14 protein-coding genes and 2 pseudogenes are annotated in these 16851 nt (G+C 58.4%); 14 read left to right on the forward strand and 2 right to left on the reverse strand.

Annotated features, from left to right (window positions below):
• Positions 1-295 precede the first annotated feature (295 nt).
• The 14 genes from DARO_RS06500 to wecB are packed head-to-tail and all read left to right on the forward strand — an operon-like array spanning position 296 to position 14130.
• The gene (locus tag DARO_RS06500; protein ID WP_011287016.1) at positions 296-1480 is read left to right on the forward strand and encodes a hypothetical protein; all 1185 of its coding nucleotides are present in this window, start codon (positions 296-298) and stop codon (positions 1478-1480) included.
• A 52-nt stretch (positions 1481-1532) separates the two neighbouring features.
• Entirely contained in the window at positions 1533-2342 is an 810-nt protein-coding gene (locus tag DARO_RS06505; RefSeq protein WP_198134109.1) for a class I SAM-dependent methyltransferase, read from the forward strand.
• Positions 2339-3535 carry a glycosyltransferase gene (locus DARO_RS21600; RefSeq protein WP_011287018.1) on the forward strand — a complete coding sequence of 399 codons (1197 nt, stop codon included), beginning with the start codon at positions 2339-2341 and terminating at the stop codon, positions 3533-3535. The genes DARO_RS06505 and DARO_RS21600 overlap by 4 nt, the downstream gene beginning before the upstream one ends.
• On the forward strand, positions 3525-4502 hold the full coding sequence (locus DARO_RS06515; protein ID WP_011287019.1) for an NAD-dependent epimerase/dehydratase family protein: 978 nt from the start codon (positions 3525-3527) through the stop codon (positions 4500-4502). Before DARO_RS21600 ends, DARO_RS06515 begins: the two co-directional genes overlap by 11 nt.
• A 39-nt stretch (positions 4503-4541) precedes the next feature.
• Positions 4542-5315, forward strand: coding sequence for a glucose-1-phosphate cytidylyltransferase (gene rfbF / locus DARO_RS06520; RefSeq protein WP_011287020.1), 774 nt, complete (start codon positions 4542-4544; stop codon positions 5313-5315).
• Complete coding sequence (rfbG, locus tag DARO_RS06525) at positions 5312-6409, forward strand: CDP-glucose 4,6-dehydratase (RefSeq protein WP_011287021.1); 1098 nt, start codon at positions 5312-5314, stop codon at positions 6407-6409. Before rfbF ends, rfbG begins: the two co-directional genes overlap by 4 nt.
• A complete protein-coding gene (locus DARO_RS06530) occupies positions 6397-6873 on the forward strand; it encodes a dTDP-4-dehydrorhamnose 3,5-epimerase family protein (RefSeq protein ID WP_011287022.1) in 477 nt (158 codons plus the stop codon). Before rfbG ends, DARO_RS06530 begins: the two co-directional genes overlap by 13 nt.
• Positions 6870-7802: an SDR family oxidoreductase gene (locus DARO_RS06535; RefSeq protein WP_011287023.1), complete on the forward strand. Its 933-nt coding sequence runs from the start codon at positions 6870-6872 to the stop codon at positions 7800-7802. Before DARO_RS06530 ends, DARO_RS06535 begins: the two co-directional genes overlap by 4 nt.
• Positions 7799-8728, forward strand: a complete 930-nt coding sequence (locus DARO_RS06540) for a glycosyltransferase (protein WP_011287024.1) — start codon at positions 7799-7801, stop codon at positions 8726-8728. Before DARO_RS06535 ends, DARO_RS06540 begins: the two co-directional genes overlap by 4 nt.
• The gene (locus DARO_RS06545; protein WP_011287025.1) at positions 8725-9933 is read left to right on the forward strand and encodes a glycosyltransferase family 4 protein; all 1209 of its coding nucleotides are present in this window, start codon (positions 8725-8727) and stop codon (positions 9931-9933) included. Before DARO_RS06540 ends, DARO_RS06545 begins: the two co-directional genes overlap by 4 nt.
• On the forward strand, positions 9930-11147 hold the full coding sequence (locus DARO_RS06550; protein WP_011287026.1) for a glycosyltransferase family 4 protein: 1218 nt from the start codon (positions 9930-9932) through the stop codon (positions 11145-11147). The genes DARO_RS06545 and DARO_RS06550 overlap by 4 nt, the downstream gene beginning before the upstream one ends.
• Entirely contained in the window at positions 11144-11998 is an 855-nt protein-coding gene (locus DARO_RS06555; RefSeq protein WP_011287027.1) for a dTDP-4-dehydrorhamnose reductase family protein, read from the forward strand. The genes DARO_RS06550 and DARO_RS06555 overlap by 4 nt, the downstream gene beginning before the upstream one ends.
• Before the next feature lie 10 nt (positions 11999-12008).
• Entirely contained in the window at positions 12009-13019 is a 1011-nt protein-coding gene (locus tag DARO_RS06560; protein ID WP_011287028.1) for a polysaccharide biosynthesis protein, read from the forward strand.
• On the forward strand, positions 13012-14130 hold the full coding sequence (gene wecB / locus DARO_RS06565) for a non-hydrolyzing UDP-N-acetylglucosamine 2-epimerase (protein WP_011287029.1): 1119 nt from the start codon (positions 13012-13014) through the stop codon (positions 14128-14130). The genes DARO_RS06560 and wecB overlap by 8 nt, the downstream gene beginning before the upstream one ends.
• Positions 14131-14477: 347 nt before the next feature.
• On the opposite strand, the pseudogene DARO_RS23275 reads toward wecB, so the two are convergent.
• Positions 14478-15313, reverse strand: a pseudogene (locus DARO_RS23275) (IS1595 family transposase); the annotation flags it as partial.
• A 49-nt stretch (positions 15314-15362) separates the two neighbouring features.
• Positions 15363-16587, reverse strand: a pseudogene (locus DARO_RS06575) (IS256 family transposase).
• Between the last annotated feature and the right edge of the window lie 264 nt (positions 16588-16851).

Below are 16851 nucleotides of genomic sequence, written 5' to 3' on the forward strand. Positions count from 1 at the left end.
TGGGAACAAGATTTAAAAATATTTCCGCCCCGGCCTGTTTTCTCCGCTCTCAAAAAGAGGGGAGAAAGTGGGCATGACAGGATTTCCGCTCCCCATAAAAATCGAGTCACTCGCTAACAGCGCTGGGGAGGCGTTGCTCATTTCGGTTTTCGCGATTTTTCCTTCTGCATGTCTTGCCCAGGTCGTCTGGAAGAGTCCAATCCCCGGAGGTGTCCCGTATGTGTTTTTATTCATTGCGATCGCGCTAACCGCCCCATCTGCCTACAGGAAGTGGCATTTAAGCAAGTAATTCGGCGTGCTTCCTGCCCTTTTTCTCTGCCTGACCTTGCACCACCTCCTATTTGGCCTGCATGAAGCCATGTTCGGAGATCAGGCAATTGCGCTGCGCGCATTTATTCTATTCAGCGCACTCCTACTTTTATTTTTTGCAATGCCCGCCATTCGGGTCAAGACATTGTTGTCTATCGTATCCGTTATTGCATTAGGCGGGCTTATCGTTTCCATCGAGCTTTTGTACGAAATCGCCGAAACCCAGGTATTCAAGAGAAGTACCTGGTTCCAGATCTCCAACATGGAATGCGTAAAACTGATAACCGGGTGGGTGTTGCCCCAACTGTACCTGCCTGGATATCGCCCAACAGGATTGCTCGAACATGCGCATGCTTCTACCTTCTTCGTCGCCATCAGCGCCTTGGCCGCCATCTCTCTTTACTCTTATTCGAGCCGGCGCCTTTGGATTGGGATTGTAGTTGTAGAGACTGTGGCGCTTTGCAGCCATGGCACACGGATGCCGGTCGTTGCGTTGATATTTAGCTTCCTGCTGATCGCATTTTTTCTTCACCTGTCATCAGTCGACAAAAAGTTGAAGCAGCGAGCCCTGCTTGACATGTTTGCCAGCGTCATTTCCGCTGGCGCCATTCTGTTTATAGATCCTGTGGGAGCGTCCGCCCAGTATTACAAGCCCGCGGTGACTGACGCTGACTTTCAAGTACCGCCTGGTTTTTTATTCGATCTGGCCAAGCGATTGCTAATCGAGTCGGAGTGGTGGCACCTGCTACGCGGTGAAGCGTCAGACCTGGCTATTGCGCTCTTTGGTCACGGCATCACTGGCTCCCTCTCGGGCAGCCGGCTTTTTTCGGACGATTTATTCTTTCTCGCTCTCCCGCTCCAATATGGTTTGGTGGGATTCACAGTCCTGGCAGCAATTTGTGCAGTGTCGATCTGGAAGAGCTGCGCACTTCTGCTCGCACCTTCCGTAGCAGATGAAGCCGCCAGTTCGATGGCTATCTTCGCCGGCGGCGTGCTTTTCGTCCTATCTGTCAGCATGCTTCACATTGGAGTGATACAGCGCAAAGTCATCTTCCCTTTGCTTCCACTTTCAATCGGGACCAGATGGTGCTACAGACTTTCAAAGGCAAGAGCGCCCTCCGCCGAGAATAATCCCGCAATGATTCCTTCGGTCTACGGGACGGGCTCTTGACATTATCGCCACTCGAAAATCCTCACACTGGCAGCAGCCGTTCGCAGGTAGAATGCTGGGTTTCATCAAACCGACGGCTGACAACAGGACTACCGTGGAGCTAACCGAAGTTACATTTTGGGACAACTACTGGCGGGATTGCCCCTTGCCCAGCGTGGTCAACCAGCGTGATTCCTTCGACCGCTGCCTGGCCAGCGGCTTGAAGCAGCACCTCGGCTCTGTGCAGGGGCGGGCATTCGAAGTCGGCTGCGCGCCTGGCAAATGGCTTGCCTTTATGGCAAAGGAATTCGGGCTGCAGCCTGCCGGCATTGAATACTCTCAAGCGGGCATGCAAGCAACGGAGCGCAATTTCGCGCTGCTTGGACTTGAAGGCGGCAACATCATGACGGGCGACTTCTTCGCCATCGAGCCTCAAGCGCAATTCGATGTAGTCATCTCCTTCGGCTTCATCGAGCATTTCGACCGTCCGGAGGAGGTGGTGAAACGCCACTTGGCGTGGCTCAAACCGGGCGGCAAGCTGGTGCTGGGAGTGCCCAACTTCAATGGCGTGTACAAGCCTTTGCAAAAAGCCTTGAAGCCTGAAATCCTGGATAAGCATAATTTGTCCATCATGAACCTACGCTGGTTTGAACAGTTGGTGCACCAGTTTCCTCTGAAGCCAGTTCATATCGGCTATCTGGGGTCTTTTGAACCCTCCTTGCCGGTGGCCGACCGTGGCGTCAAATCGGCTGGACAACTGCTGGTCAAGCTGCTGCTGAAGGCCGGCGTGTTGCTGCGCCAATTGCGCTGGCTGGACCGGGTTAACCATCCGGCGCTGAGCTCCTACATCTTGGCGATTTACGTAAAGGACGCAAGCGAGTGAGGCGGCTCCTTGTATTCACCGAGAACTATGCGCGCGGTGGCGGCAATCGCTACATGATCGACCTCCTCAATGGCCTGCATAGGGACTTTGACGAAGTGCTGATGGCCGCCAACGCCGGCGGCGTCTTTGCCGAAGACTTGGCCCGCGCCTCCTCGAGCGTAAAGGTGTTGCGGGCCTCATTCCTGACGCGCTCTCTGGTAGCACACAAGATCGGGGCCTGGCCCCGGACACTGCAAAAGCTGTTGTTGGCAGCCCTACTGCCGGCCGAGCCCTTGCTGTTCCTGTTCAACATCCTCTCGTTGCGTGCGCTGCTGGCGCGTGTACGGCCGGTCATGGTCATGGTTTGCAACGGTGGCTATCCGGCGTCGCAAGCTTGTCTGGCCATGCTGGTTGCGGCCCGCATGGCGAGGCTGCATGCGGCGATGAGCATCGTCAGCACTCCGTCCCCGCGCCGTCGTTCGGTCGCGGCTTGGGATGCCCTGCTCGATCGCCTCTCCTGGCGCAACGCAGGCCGCATTATTGTCAACGCCGAGGCGATTTCGCGGGCATTGCAAACACTGCGCGGCATGCCGCCTGGGCGCGCCGATGTGCTGCACAATGGACTGGAAGATGCGCCTCCCGCCGCCCCGGCACGCCGGGTGGGCCGCTTGCAGGTGGGCTGCGTCGCCAGGCTTGACCGCCTGAAGGGCGTACTGGATCTTTTGGAAGCCTATTCCAGCCTCGCCGGCACTTTCCCCCAGCTTGACCTGGTGCTGGCAGGTGAGGGGGACGTCTCCCAACAGATGCGGCAACGCACGCGCGAACTGGGATTGCAGGACCGCATTCATTTCCTTGGCCACTATACGGGAGACATTGCCACATTGCTGGCAAGCTTCGATATCTACGCCTTTCCCTCCCTGTGGGAAGGCTTCCCCTATAGCCTCCTGGAGGCAATGCGCGCTGGCTGCCCAATCGTGGCCACCCGCGTGGGGGGCATACCCGAAGCGATCCGCGACCGCAGCAACGGCTTGCTGGTTGCACCGGGCGAGCCACAAGCCCTGGCTGCGGCCATTGCTGAACTGGCCCGAGATGCCGAGCTGCGCCAAGCCTTGGGCGAGAATGCACGACTTGCCTTTGATCGACATTTTTCCCTGAGCCGCATGCACGCCCGCACCCGCGGCCTGCTGCAGCCGGAGCTGGCGCATGAAGCTTGAATCATCCCGCACTGACGCGAGCCAACCGCGCCCCGTGACCGTACTGGGCGCGGGTTTCATCGGTCGAAATTTTCTCGCTGCGGCACTCGGTAACGGATGGTCAATCCGTGTGCTGGACCACAATCCGTGCCCACAGGAATTCAATGGCCGGCTCGACTGGATACAAGGTGACATGGGCTCCCGTGCCGACGTGCATGCGGCGCTTGATGGCGCGGGCACGGTTTTCCATTTTGTCTCCAGCACGGTGCCTGGGGATGAAGTGGACGAAAGCCTCGAATTGCAGCAGAACGTGTTCCAGACACTGCAGCTTCTCAAGCTCTGCGTCCAGGAAAAAGTTGGGCGCATCGTTTTCACGTCCTCGTCCTCTGTCTACGGCGTGCATGAACAGCTCCCGGTGCCGGAAACTGCGTCCACGGATCCCATCAGTTCGCACGGCATCCACAAGCTGGCGATCGAAAAATATCTGCGCCTGTACCAGTATCATCACGGGCTGGATTGCAAGATCGCCCGGCTCTCCAATCCCTATGGGCCCGGCCAGAGCATTGATGGTAGGCAGGGTTTCGTCGCCATTGCTATTGGCCACATCCTGCGCGGACAGCCGATTCCGGTGCGCGGCGATGGGGAAATCATCCGCGACTTCGCGTACATCGACGACGTCGTCGAAGCCTTGATGGTGCTGGCGAGCAGCGAGAGCCGGGAAGCGCTGTTCAACATCGGCAGCGGCATAGGTTACTCACTCAACGAAGTCATCGCGCGCCTGCGCACCTTGTGCGCGATCCCAGTAGAGGCGTCCCACACGGAAAGCCGCTATGTCGACATTCCGAAAAGCGTCCTGGACGTAAGCCGTGAACGATATGTGCTGCGCAAGACGTCCAAGATCTCCCTGGAATGCGGTCTGGCACGGACGCTGGCGCACCACGGCCTGCCGCTGACGCAGCAGGGAACGCGCAGCCTGACCGAAGCCTGAGCTGGCGGCGCCGAAGCAATCATCTAACAGGAGCAACAATTGAAAGTAGTCATACTCTGCGGCGGCCTTGGAACCCGGTTGTCGGAAGAAACCCAGGTCCGTCCCAAGCCCATGGTCGACGTTGGCGACCGCCCCATTCTGTCGCACATCATGCAGATCTACAGCCGGCACGGCTTCAATGAATTCGTACTCGCGCTGGGCTACAAGGGTGAGGTGATCAAGGACTATTTCCTCAATTACCATGCCCGCCAAAGCGACCTTACTATCCAGCTCAAAAGTGGCAACGTGGAATACACCCGTCCCACCGCGGAAGACTGGATGGTTACCCTGGTCGACACCGGGCAGGCCACCCAGACCGGCGGTCGGTTGCTGCGTCTGCGCCCGCAGGTAGAGCCGACTGGCACTTTCATGCTGACCTATGGCGACGGTGTGGCCAACATCAATGTCAAAGACCTGCTGGCGTTCCATCGCTCCCATGGCAGGCTCGCCACGGTGACCGCCGTGCGTCCGCCGGCTCGCTTCGGCGACTTGCGCATCGAAAACGAACGCGTCATGCAGTTCGAGGAAAAGCCCCAAGCCGGCGAAGGCTGGATCAATGGCGGATTCTTCGTGTTCGAGCCGTCTGTATTCGATTATCTTGGCGACGACTCGACGATCCTGGAAAGATCGCCCCTGGAAAGACTGGCCGCCGATGGTCAGTTGATGGCATACCGCCATTCGGGCTATTGGCAGTCCATGGACACGCTGCGCGACAAGCATGCGCTGGAACAGCTATGGGCCAGCGGCAATGCACCCTGGAGAAGCGATCAATGAAGCAGTTCGGTGACTTCTACCGCGGGCGCCGGGTCCTGATCACGGGACATACCGGCTTCAAGGGATCCTGGCTCGCACTATGGCTGCTGCAACTGGGCGCCGAGGTGGCAGGCTTTTCGATTGACGTGCCTTCCAATCCTTCCAATTTTGAACTGCTGGGCTTGAAGGAGCGCTTGCGCCACTACAGCGGCGACGTCTGCCAGCTTGGCCAGCTCGAGCAGGCGATCGATGAATTCCAGCCGGAGATCATTTTTCACCTAGCTGCCCAGGCCTTGGTGCGGCGCTCTTACCAGGATCCGCGCGGCACTATCGAGACCAACGTGATGGGCATGGTCAACGTCCTGGAACTGGTCCGTAGCCGACCTTTCATCAGGACAGCCGTCCTGATCACGAGCGACAAGGCCTATCGAAACGACGAATGGTGCTGGGGCTATCGCGAAACGGACGCCCTCGGCGGACATGATCCCTACAGCGGCTCCAAGAGCTGCGCCGACCTAGTGGCGCAAACTTACATCCACTCCTATCTGCGCAGTTCCGGCAAGCGGGTGGCAATTACTCGCGCCGGCAACGTGATCGGCGGCGGCGACTGGGCCAGCGATCGCATCGTGCCCGACTGCATCCGCGCCTGGACCGAGGGCGGTTCAGTAGAAGTGCGCAGTCCATCCGCCACCCGCCCCTGGCAACATGTGCTCGAGCCTCTGGGAGCCTACCTCTGGCTCGGAGCCTCGCTGCAGCGTGACGAGCGCATCAATGGCGAGGCCTTCAATTTCGGTCCGGCGGCTCACGTCAACCAGAGCGTAGGGGAGTTGCTTGACGCCATGGCCCAGCGCTGGCCAGGCGCCCAATGGAACTCGCCTGCCAATGCGGGCCGGCCCGCTCAAACCGAAGCCACGCTGCTGAAGCTCTCCTGCGACAAGGCGCAGGCCTACCTGGACTGGCGCGCGGTACTCGATTTCAGCGACACGGTGGAGCTCACCGTCGACTGGTATCGAAACTGGTACGAAGGGAAGCAGGACATTTTCGCCTATGCGCTGCGCCAGGTTGAGGCCTACTGCGACCTGGCCAAAGTCAGGGGAGCGAAATGGCTGACGTGAGTACCGGACCAATCCAGGGCGTCACGCTCACGCCCCTGCGTGAAATTCGCGACGACCGGGGTGCGCTACTGCACATGTTGCGTTGTGACGCGCCAGACTTCACCCGCTTCGGCGAATGCTATTTTTCAGAAGTGTCGGCTGGAGCGATCAAAGGCTGGAAGCGCCATCGTCTGCAAACGCAGAACTTTGCCGTGCCCAGCGGCCGCATCCGTCTGGTGGTATTCGACGAACGTCCCGACTCGAAAAGCAGAGGCGCTACCCAAGTGCTTGAACTCGGCCGGCCGGACCAATACGTGCGGGTGACGATTGCGCCCGGGCTTTGGTACGCCTTCGCCGCCTTGGGAAATATGCCGGCCCTGCTGGCCAATTGCGCCGATCTTCCCCACGACCCGAATGAAAGCGAGACCCTGCCCCTGGATACCCCGCTCATTCCCTTTCGATGGAGTGAGGGCAGGCTGGCATGAAAATATTGGTGGCAGGCGGCTTTGGTTTTGTGGGCGCGCGCGTGGCCCAGACTTTGAGTCTGGCCGGCCACGAAGTGTTGCTCGGTACCCGCTCAGCTCGCAGCGTGCCGGCCTGGTTGCCGCATACGAACGTTCGCATAATGGATTGGCGATCGATTGCAAGCCTGCAAAAAGCGTGTGCCGGGGTCGACACAGTGATCCATGCAGCCGGGATGAATGCCCCTGCTTGCGCGGCCGACCCGGTCGCTGCACTCGAATTCAATGGATTGGCCACTGCAAGGCTGGTAAAGGCGGCCGTCGCGATGAACGTGGCGCGCTTCTTCTATTGCTCGACGGCGCATGTGTACGCAAGTCCGTTGCAAGGCGAGATCAATGAGCAAAGCTGTCCCCGAAACACGCATCCCTATGCCAGCAGCCACTTGGCTGGAGAATTTGCCTTGCTCCACGCACTTTCGACGAATCGCATCGCTGGCGGCGTGCTGCGCCTGTCCAATGGATTCGGTGTGCCGCTTGCGACCGACACCGACTGCTGGACACTGTTGATCAACGACCTGTGTCGCCAGACCGCCACCAGCGGGAAGCTGGTGTTGCAGTCATCGGGCGCACAGCAAAGGGACTTCTTGCCGCTAACAGCTGTTTCAGACTGTTTTGTCAGCTTGATTGAACTCCCGGCTGAATCCTTGCCGCCCATTCTGAACCTTGGTCGCGGCGAGAGCCTGACCGTTCTCCAGATGACCCAGCTGATACAGGCCCGTTGCCAAGCCGTGCTCGGTTTCACCCCCGCAGTGGAAACCGGCAGCCGGCAGGAGAGTCCTTTACCCATGCGCTTTATGTCCCGGCACGCAGCTCGCCTCGGCCTGCCGCCGGCGGACCCGCTGGCTGAGATCGACTGCCTTCTCGCGTTCTGCAAAGAGCGCTTCGCGGCATGACCACGGAAAGCGCGCCATCAACGCTTGGCTTGCCGGTCAATCAGAACATGCATCAGGATACTGTTTCCATCGTCACGCCGACATTCAACTGCGCTCCCCTTCTGCAGCGTGCAATTGATTCCGTTCTGAAACAAACACATCAGGACTGGGAGTTGCTCGTCGTCGACAACCATTCAAACGACGGTACCGAAGAACTGGTGCGCGGCTATCGTGACTCGCGCATACGCTACTTCAAAATTCAAAACAACGGCGTCATTGCCGCGTCGCGCAACCTTGCCATCTCGCAAGCCAAGGGCGAATGGCTTGCCTTCCTTGATGCTGATGACTGGTGGACGCCAGAGAAGCTTGAGGTCTCCGTCCGTTCATTGAGGCAAGGCTGGGATGTGGTGTACCACGATCTGTACGCCGCCGGACCGGGTTCAAAGGGAAGACTGAGGCGCCGCGTACCCAGCCGCGCTTTGCGCCAACCAGTGTTGGACGACCTGGTCAACCACGGCAACGCGCTGCCGAACTCAAGCGTCGTCGTACGCCGCAGCCTGATTGATCGCGTGGGGGGGCTCTCCGAAGATCCGGCCCTGATTGCCATGGAAGATTTCGACTGCTGGCTGCGGGTCGCGCGCATCAGCGATCGCTTTCTGCGTATCAAGGGCGCACATGGCTACTACTGGATAGGCGGTGGCAATACCACGAATCCGCGCCGCACGATATCCACTTTGAATGAGCTGCGGAAGCGTCTTTTGAACTCTGCTTCAATCGCGGGAACACCTCCCTGGATGGCTTTTGCGCTGGCCAAGGCGCATCTGCAATTGAGCGAACGGGAAGCCGGATACAGGGAATTGAAGGCGATCCGGCTGTCGAATGCACCGGCCCTGTATCTGGTGAAGAAACTCGCATTGCGTGCACTGCACATTTTCGATCGCCGATGAGCAAATTGAATCAAATGCCTTTCTGCGCAATCCCCTCGGCTGTGCCGAAAAACGCGATTCACATCGGCATCGATGCTTCGAATATCCGTCAGGGCGGTGGCATCACCCATCTTTCCCAACTACTTGATTCCGTCGCCGGCAGCAATGGCATGGTGCGGATAACGGTATGGGCTTCCCGCGGCACGTTGAACCGGCTTCCTGATGCGCCGTGGCTCGAAAAGAGGACGCATCGATGGCTGGAAGCCAATCTCCTGCTACGGGCACTGTGGCAACAATTCGTACTTCCGATTGAATTGATCGATGCCAACTGCGACGTTCTCTTTGCACCCGGCGGAATCTTGCCCCTGCGTGTGGGCGTGCCAACGGTAGCAATGTCACAGAACCTGACTCCTTTCGAACCCGGGGAAGCGGCGCGGTTTGGTGTAGTCTCGTTCATGCGCCTCAAGATGTGGCTGCTCAAACAGTTGCAATCACGCTCTTTTCGGCGGGCCTCAGGCATCGTTTTCCTCACCAGATACGCTCGTGACATCGTCTGTCGGGCTGCTCGCGTCAAGCAGTGCCCCATTGCGGTGATTCCGCATGGCGTGGAAGAGCGTTTTTTCGAGCAGCCGCGGCGGGCGCGCCCGCTGGAAGAATGCAGTGAGGGGGCGCCCTTCAATCTTCTCTATGTTTCTAACCTGATGCCCTACAAGCACCAGGAGAAAGTGGCCGACGCCATTGCCCGGTTGCGAAGGCAGGGGCTGCCTGTGGCCATCGATTTCGTGGGCCCTGAAGTGATGGGCAATGGTGCCGCCTTCGCGCGATACCTGCGCCAATTAGACCCCGCCGGACAGTTCCTGAGCTGGCGAGGTGAGGTGCCGTTTGACGAACTGCATCAGGCATACAAGCAGGCAGACGCGTTCATATTCGCGTCCAGTTGCGAGAACTTGCCCAACATCCTCATTGAAGCCATGGCAGCCGGCCTGCCGGTGTTGTGTTCCAACCGGGGGCCGATGCCTGAAGTTCTGGGAGAAGCCGGTGAATATTTCGATCCGCTTTCCCCTGATTCGAATGTAAACGCCATAGAGCACCTTCTCAAGGATCACGACGCGCGCAGCAGATTGGCAAGACTGGCCTTCGTTCGAGCCCATGATTATTCCTGGTGCCGCTGCGCCGACGAGACCCTGGGCTTCATCCGGGAAGTGGTGAAGGAGTCAAGACGATGAAGATGCTGCATGTCTCGCAGTACTTCTGGCATGAGAGTTTCCAAATCAACTCCATCGTCGCCCGCCTGGTGCGAAATGGTCATCAAGTAGACGTCCTGACCGGCAAACCCAATTATCCCCAAGGGCGCATTTACCCCGGATATCGGGCTTGGGGTTGCTGCACGGAACTGCACCACGGTGCGACGATCCATCGCATCCCACTTGCTCCGCGCAAAACTGGCGCTGTGCGCTTGGCAGTAAATTATTTGTCTTTCGTGGTCTCGGGCTTGCTGTTCGGCCCATGGATGCTTCGTCGATACCAGCCCGACGTGATTTTCGTTTATGCTCCGTCGCCTTTGCTTCAAGCATTGCCCGCCATCTGGCTCGCGAAGTTGAAGCGCCGCAAGCTGGTGCATTGGGTGCAAGATATCTGGCCGGAAAGCCTTTCTGCCACTGGACATGTAAAAAACCGGATCGTGCTTGGACTCGTGGAACGCCTGGTGCGTTACATCTATCGCAAGACCGACCTGATCCTGGTGCAATCGCCGGCCTTCGATGTGCCGATGCGCCGCCTGGCTCTGGGCCGGGAAATCGCCTACCAGCCCAATTCAGTCGATGACAGTTTTGCTGTGCGTCCGGCGCAGCAGGGCGAGATGTCAAACCAGTTCACGGTCATGTTCGCGGGCAACCTCGGAACAGCGCAGGCAGTGGAATGCATACTCGCTGCAGCCGAAGCCTTGCGCGAACATTCGGACATTTGCATAATGCTGGTCGGTGATGGCAGTCGCCGGCCCTGGCTGCTGGAAGAAGTGGCGCGCCGCCGACTGGGCAATATAATGCTGCCGGGACGATTTCCACCGTCCGACATGCCAGAAATGATGGCCAGAGCGTCTGCTTTGCTGGTCACACTTGCGGCGCAGGAAATTTTTGAATACACGGTGCCGAGCAAGGTGCAGGCTTACATAGCAGCCGGCCCCCCCGTTATCGCGGCACTCAATGGCGAAGGCGCGCGTATTGTGCGCGAATCGGGCTGCGGCCTGGCGGTGCCGGCCGAAGACACCGACGCCCTGGCTGCGGCGATATTGCGCCTTCGCGACATGGATCCCGTGGAAAGGCAGGCCATGGGCGACGCGGGCCACGCCTGGTATCAGGCGCACTATCGAGAGGACATGCTGGTGGAAAACCTGCTGGGCTACCTGAACGGTGCTGCCCAATATAAAGAGGAGTGCGAATGAAAGCCCTCGTTATCGGTGTAAGCGGGATGCTTGGCAATGCCATGGTCCGCGTGCTGGCTGAAGCAAAGGAGTGGGAAGTGCATGGCACCTTGCGCTCGCCTTCGGCCAAGCGCTTTTTTGCGCCGCAAATTGCGGCCAGGCTGCACGATGGCATCGATGTCGACCACGAAGACGCGCTGGTGGAAATCTTTGACAAGGTTCGCCCGCAGCTGGTGTTGAACTGCGTCGGCCACGTCAAGCAAGTGGAAACGGCAGACCAGCCGCTACATGCCATACCGATCAATGCCTTGTTGCCGCATCGCCTGGCCCGGCTTTGCGGACTGACGCAGTCCAGGTTGGTACATATCAGCACCGATTGCGTATTCACCGGCAGTCGCGGAGCTTATCGTGAGAGCGATTTTCCAGATGCATTGGATTTGTACGGACGGACCAAGCTGCTCGGTGAAGTGGACTATCCTCACGCGTTGACACTGCGGACCTCCATCATCGGCCATGAGCTCCAATCCTCGCATGGCCTGATCGAATGGTTTCTCGCGCAGTATGGCAGTTGCCAGGGCTACACCCGTGCAATTTTTTCCGGCCTGCCAACTGTCGTGCTGGCGGCCGTAGTCCGCGATGTGATAGCGCAGCGCCCAGACCTGCACGGGGTCTACCATCTGGCGGCCAAACCAATTGCCAAGTACGACTTGCTGCGTCTAGTAGCCCAAGTTTACGGAAAACAGATCGACATCATCCCGGATGATCAGGTGCAGATCGACCGCTCGCTGGACGGAAGCCGCTTCCGGGCCGCGACCGGCTATGTCGCCCCTGAATGGCCCGAGCTGGTAAAGACGATGCACGCATACAGATAGGACCAAGAACATGTTTGACAACAAAACCCTGATGATCACCGGTGGCACCGGCTCCTTCGGCAACACAGTCCTGAAGCGCTTCCTCGATACCGGAGTGCGCGAGATTCGGATTTTCAGCCGCGATGAAAAGAAGCAGGAAGACATGCGCATCGCGATGAACAATCCCAAGCTGCGCTTTTATATCGGGGATGTGCGCAAGTACGACAGCGTGCTGCAGGCGATGAAGGGCGTCGACTACGTCTTCCACGCCGCCGCCCTGAAGCAAGTGCCGTCCTGCGAGTTCTATCCGATGGAAGCGGTGCGCACCAATGTGATGGGCACGGAGAACGTGCTAAACGCCGCCACTGCGGCCGGTGTGTCGCGGATGGTGGTGCTGTCCACCGACAAAGCGGTTTACCCTATTAATGCTATGGGCATATCCAAGGCGATGGCGGAAAAGCTAATGGTGGCCAAGGCACGGCTGCAGCAGGCCGGCGAGACTGTGTTCTGCGCCACCCGCTACGGGAATGTGATGGCGTCGCGCGGCTCGGTGATTCCGCTGTTCGTTTCCCAGCTCAAGGGCGGCCGGCCGATCACCGTTACCGATCCCAACATGACGCGCTTCCTGATGTCGCTGGAAGACTCGGTGGACCTTGTGCTGTACGCGTTTACGCACGGGCAGCAAGGAGACATCTTCGTACAGAAGGCGCCGGCTTCTACCGTTGGCGTACTGGCGCAGGCCGTCAATGAATTGTTTGGCAAGCGCGGCGAGGTCCGCACCATCGGCACGCGCCATGGCGAAAAGCTGTATGAATCGCTGATTTCGCGCGAAGAGATGGCGCATGCGGTGGACATGGGCGGTTACTACCGCATTCCCGCCGACAACCGCGACCTCAACTACGCCAAGTATTTCAGCGAAGGCGAGACAACGATTTCGCATTTTGATGACTACACCTCGCACAACACCGAGCGCCTGGATGTGGAGCAAGTGAAGAAGCTGCTCCTGACGCTCGACTACATACAGGAAGAACTCCATGCTTAAGGTCATGACCATCGTGGGCACGCGCCCCGAGCTGATCAAGATGTCGCGGGTGATCGCGGAGTTCGATCACCATACCTGCCATGTGCTGGTGCATACTGGGCAGAACTACGATTACGAGCTCAACAAGGTTTTCTTCGAAGACCTCGGAATCCGCGAGCCCGACCATTTCCTGGAAGCAGTGGGAGAGAACGCCGCGCAAACGATTGCGCGCGTTATCGAGAAGGCCGACGCCGTGCTGGAACTGGAAAAGCCCGATGCGGTGATGCTGTACGGCGATACCAACTCCTGCCTGGCGGTGATTGCGGCCAAGCGGCGCAAGATTCCCGTGTTCCACATGGAAGCAGGCAATCGCTGCTTCGATCAGAACGTGCCGGAGGAATTGAACCGCAAGGTACTGGACCACCTGAGCGACATCAACCTCGTGCTCACCGAGCATGCGCGGCGCTACCTGCTGGATGAAGGCATCCGCTCCGAGACCATCTTCAAGACCGGCTCGCACATGCGCGAGGTGCTGGATTACTACATGCCGCGCATATTACAATCCGACATCCTTGGCCGCTTGCAGCTTGCTGAAAAGAAATTCTTCATTGTCAGCCTCCACCGCGAAGAAAACGTCGACTCCCCGGCCGCCCTGTCATCCCTGCTTGAGACGCTTAACGCGCTGGCGAAGGAGTACCGCCTGCCCATCATCGTCTCAACCCATCCGCGCACGCGCAAGCGGCTGGATGCACACGGCGTACAGGTGCTGGAACCGCAGATCCGTTTCCTCAAGCCTTTCGGTTTCACAGATTACGTGCGCCTGCAGATGCAAGCCCTGTGCGTGCTGTCCGACAGCGGCACCATTACAGAAGAGACATCCTTGCTCAAGCTGCGCGCGGTGATGCTGCGCACCGCCCACGAGCGCCCGGAAGGCATGGATGCCGGCACGCTCATCATGACTGGCCTGAAAAGCGAGCGCGTACTGGACGCGGTGCGCATGGCAATCGATGAAGGCGCCAGCCATACACCGGTCGGCGATTACGAGAATCCAGCCGTGTCGCAACAGGTGCTGCGCATCGTAATGAGCTATGTGGATTACGTGAACCAGCGCGTATGGAGTAAGCCCGCCTGATGCGCATCATGGTCGCAGGAACGGATGGCCTCGTCGGAACCCGGTTGGCAGCCAAGCTCGAGGCCGATGGTCTGTAAGTAGTACGCGCTACACGCCAGCCAAGCATCGGCCGCGTGTGTATCAATCTTGACCAGCCGTCGGACTGGTCGCAAGCACTGGTGGGCGTGGATGTAATCGCGCATGCCGCCGCGTGCGTGCATGTAATGCAGGATGTGATGTGGAAGCCGATGGCGAATTCGAAGAGCCGCCCGAGGACGAGGCGCCAGCGTAATAGGGGCGTCATCTTCCCATAAAACTGTAGCGATGAGAAGTAGAGATTTCTGGCAAATTTTTGGGCTCTGTAGGGATTAGCTGTCGATGCAACGTCCCACGGCCTCGGCCAAGCAGAGCTTGGGCGTGATTGCTGTGTTGTAGCGTTCGAGCATGCGCCGCCAGCCCAGATAGTTCTCCAGGTATTGGGTGGCTACGCCGTGAAAGCGGCGCATCCAGCCTTTGAGTCGGCTGTCGCAAGCGTTGACGTTCTGTATGTGGAAGACGCCGTCGATCACGCGTGGACCATGCTGGATATTGAGAGGTCGGCGGGCAATTTCGGTGGCGCGGGCAAAGGCAGCATAAACACCGGCGCTGTCTGAGCAAAGAATCGCTTCCGGATCAAGCAGCGGTCGGAGTGCTGCGATCACGTGTGCCGCATCCAGTTTCTCCAGTTTGAAGTCAGCGGTTTGCCCGCTGCGGTCGCGCACCACGAGCACTGGAATCTGTTCGGCGCTGAGGCCATGCTTGCCGGTTACGCCACCCCGGTGACGGGCTGGCCGGGATAAGTTTCGCTGGCCTTTGAAGGATTCGAGAAAGAAAGTTTCGTCCGCCTCGAGGATCCCGGCCTCATGTTCAGCCCGATGCTAGGCCGCATCGTGCAGGAAGCGATGCCGCCACCGAAACGCTGTATTCTTGTCGATCTGGCAATGCCGGGCTGCCTCGCAGCAGACTGACGCCCTCAATCAAGAGTTCCACGTAGGGTGTCCATTGTTCGCACTTGCGCAAATGGGCTAATGCGGTGCCCGTCAGGGCGTTGAAGGTTCGACCGCAGTCCCTGCAACGGTAGCGCTTGAGTCCGTGACTCATGACCCCATGATCCCTGGCGATCAACAGCAGCGCTGCAGTGCGGGTAACCCGTTGGCGCCTGTAGCGGCGCCGTAGTGGGGCGTGTCCGGAATTTTGTGTAAACGGGGTTTGAGTTAAACGTTGTTCATCCGGTCTTCGAACTGGATAGTAAATCGGGTCAGTGCTGCCTTCCAATCCCGAATAGGCATGGTCCATTTCTGGCTGATGTTGCGCAGCGCCAAGTAGAACAGTTTCAGCAGTGCCTCGTCGCTCGGAAACGAGCCACGGTTCTTGGTGATTTTGCGCAAGCTCATGTTCACCGATTCAATCGCATTGGTCGTATAGATGACCTTCCGTATCTCTGGCGGGTAGTCAAAGAACGGCGTGATTCGCGACCAATTCCGGCGCCAGGACTGGCTGGTGGGCAGGTAGGCATCGTTCCATTTGTCTTCGAACTCGCCGAGCATCTGCTCTGCTTCGTCGGTGGTGGCGCAGGTGTAAATCCGCCGGAGGTCAGAGGTCACCGCCTTGCGCATTTTCCATGAGACGTAGTTCAGGCTGTGCCGAACCATATGAACGACTCACAGTTGAACGGCGGCGTGGGGATAGACGGCTTCAATGGCCTCAGGAAAGCCCTTCAGGCCATCGACGCAGGCAATGAAGATGTCCTGCACACCCCGGTTTTTAAGTTCCGTGACGACTTGCTACCAGAACTTGGCACCTTCCGTCTGGGCAATCCACAGGCCCAGCACTTCCTTCTCACCGGCCAAGTCGAGTCCAATCGCCAGATAGACGGCTTTGATGCGCACGCTGCCATCCCTGACTTTAACGTGAATGCAGTCCAGATAGACTATGGGGTAGATGCTGTCCAGTGGCCGCCTGCCAGGCTTTGGCCTCATCAATCACGGCATCGGTGACTGATGAAATCAGCGTTGGCGACACCTCGGTACCGTGCATCTCTTCAAGATGTGACTGGATTTCTCGGACCGTCATCCCTCGGGCGTGCAGCGACAGAATCTTGTCATCGAAGCCCGTCCAGCGGGTCTGGTGCTTGGGAATCAACTGCGGTTCGAAAGTGCCGTGGCGGTCACGGGGAATCTCTATCGGCAGTTCGCCGAACTCTCCTTTGAGCGTCTTCCGGCTCTTTCCGTTACGCGTATTGCCAGCCGGATTCTCCACTGGCTCATTCTTGCCGTGGCCGAGATGGTCGGCCATCTCCGCTTCCGACGCTTTATCGACCAGCAACTTGGTGAGCTGCTTGAGCAACCCGTTCTCGCCAATCAGGTCTTCCGGCTTCCGATAGTCAGCCAACAGGCTATCCAGCAACTCCTTGGGTACCGCTTTCTTTGCTACGGCCATCATCGCTCCTTGGGGCGCGGCAGTTTCCTGCCAAATGACCGCTTACACAAAAATTCTTACACGCCCATGCTACCCTATCCATCCTTGATTAGGGGCACAGGTTTTCCATATGATTGAGAGATCAATGGCAGGAATCCCTCTTGCCAGCCAACGGTCTTTTCCTGCCTGGTGCGCTCACATAGACGTTGCAGGAATTTTAGTTGTGCCGCCAATCAACAATTATCGCTGAATTAAATCGAAAATCATGCTTTCTGAGCTTGGCCG

The organism is Dechloromonas aromatica RCB, assembly GCF_000012425.1.

Coding starts and splice junctions, on each gene's coding strand:
- DARO_RS06505 (WP_198134109.1), top strand. CDS start 1,533: ATGCTGGGTTTCATCAAACCGACGGCTGACAACAGGACTACCGTGGAG.
- DARO_RS06515 (WP_011287019.1), top strand. CDS start 3,525: ATGAAGCTTGAATCATCCCGCACTGACGCGAGCCAACCGCGCCCCGTG.
- rfbG (WP_011287021.1), top strand. CDS start 5,312: ATGAAGCAGTTCGGTGACTTCTACCGCGGGCGCCGGGTCCTGATCACG.
- DARO_RS06530 (WP_011287022.1), top strand. CDS start 6,397: ATGGCTGACGTGAGTACCGGACCAATCCAGGGCGTCACGCTCACGCCC.
- DARO_RS06535 (WP_011287023.1), top strand. CDS start 6,870: ATGAAAATATTGGTGGCAGGCGGCTTTGGTTTTGTGGGCGCGCGCGTG.
- DARO_RS06540 (WP_011287024.1), top strand. CDS start 7,799: ATGACCACGGAAAGCGCGCCATCAACGCTTGGCTTGCCGGTCAATCAG.
- DARO_RS06545 (WP_011287025.1), top strand. CDS start 8,725: ATGAGCAAATTGAATCAAATGCCTTTCTGCGCAATCCCCTCGGCTGTG.
- DARO_RS06550 (WP_011287026.1), top strand. CDS start 9,930: ATGAAGATGCTGCATGTCTCGCAGTACTTCTGGCATGAGAGTTTCCAA.
- DARO_RS06555 (WP_011287027.1), top strand. CDS start 11,144: ATGAAAGCCCTCGTTATCGGTGTAAGCGGGATGCTTGGCAATGCCATG.
- DARO_RS06560 (WP_011287028.1), top strand. CDS start 12,009: ATGTTTGACAACAAAACCCTGATGATCACCGGTGGCACCGGCTCCTTC.
- wecB (WP_011287029.1), top strand. CDS start 13,012: ATGCTTAAGGTCATGACCATCGTGGGCACGCGCCCCGAGCTGATCAAG.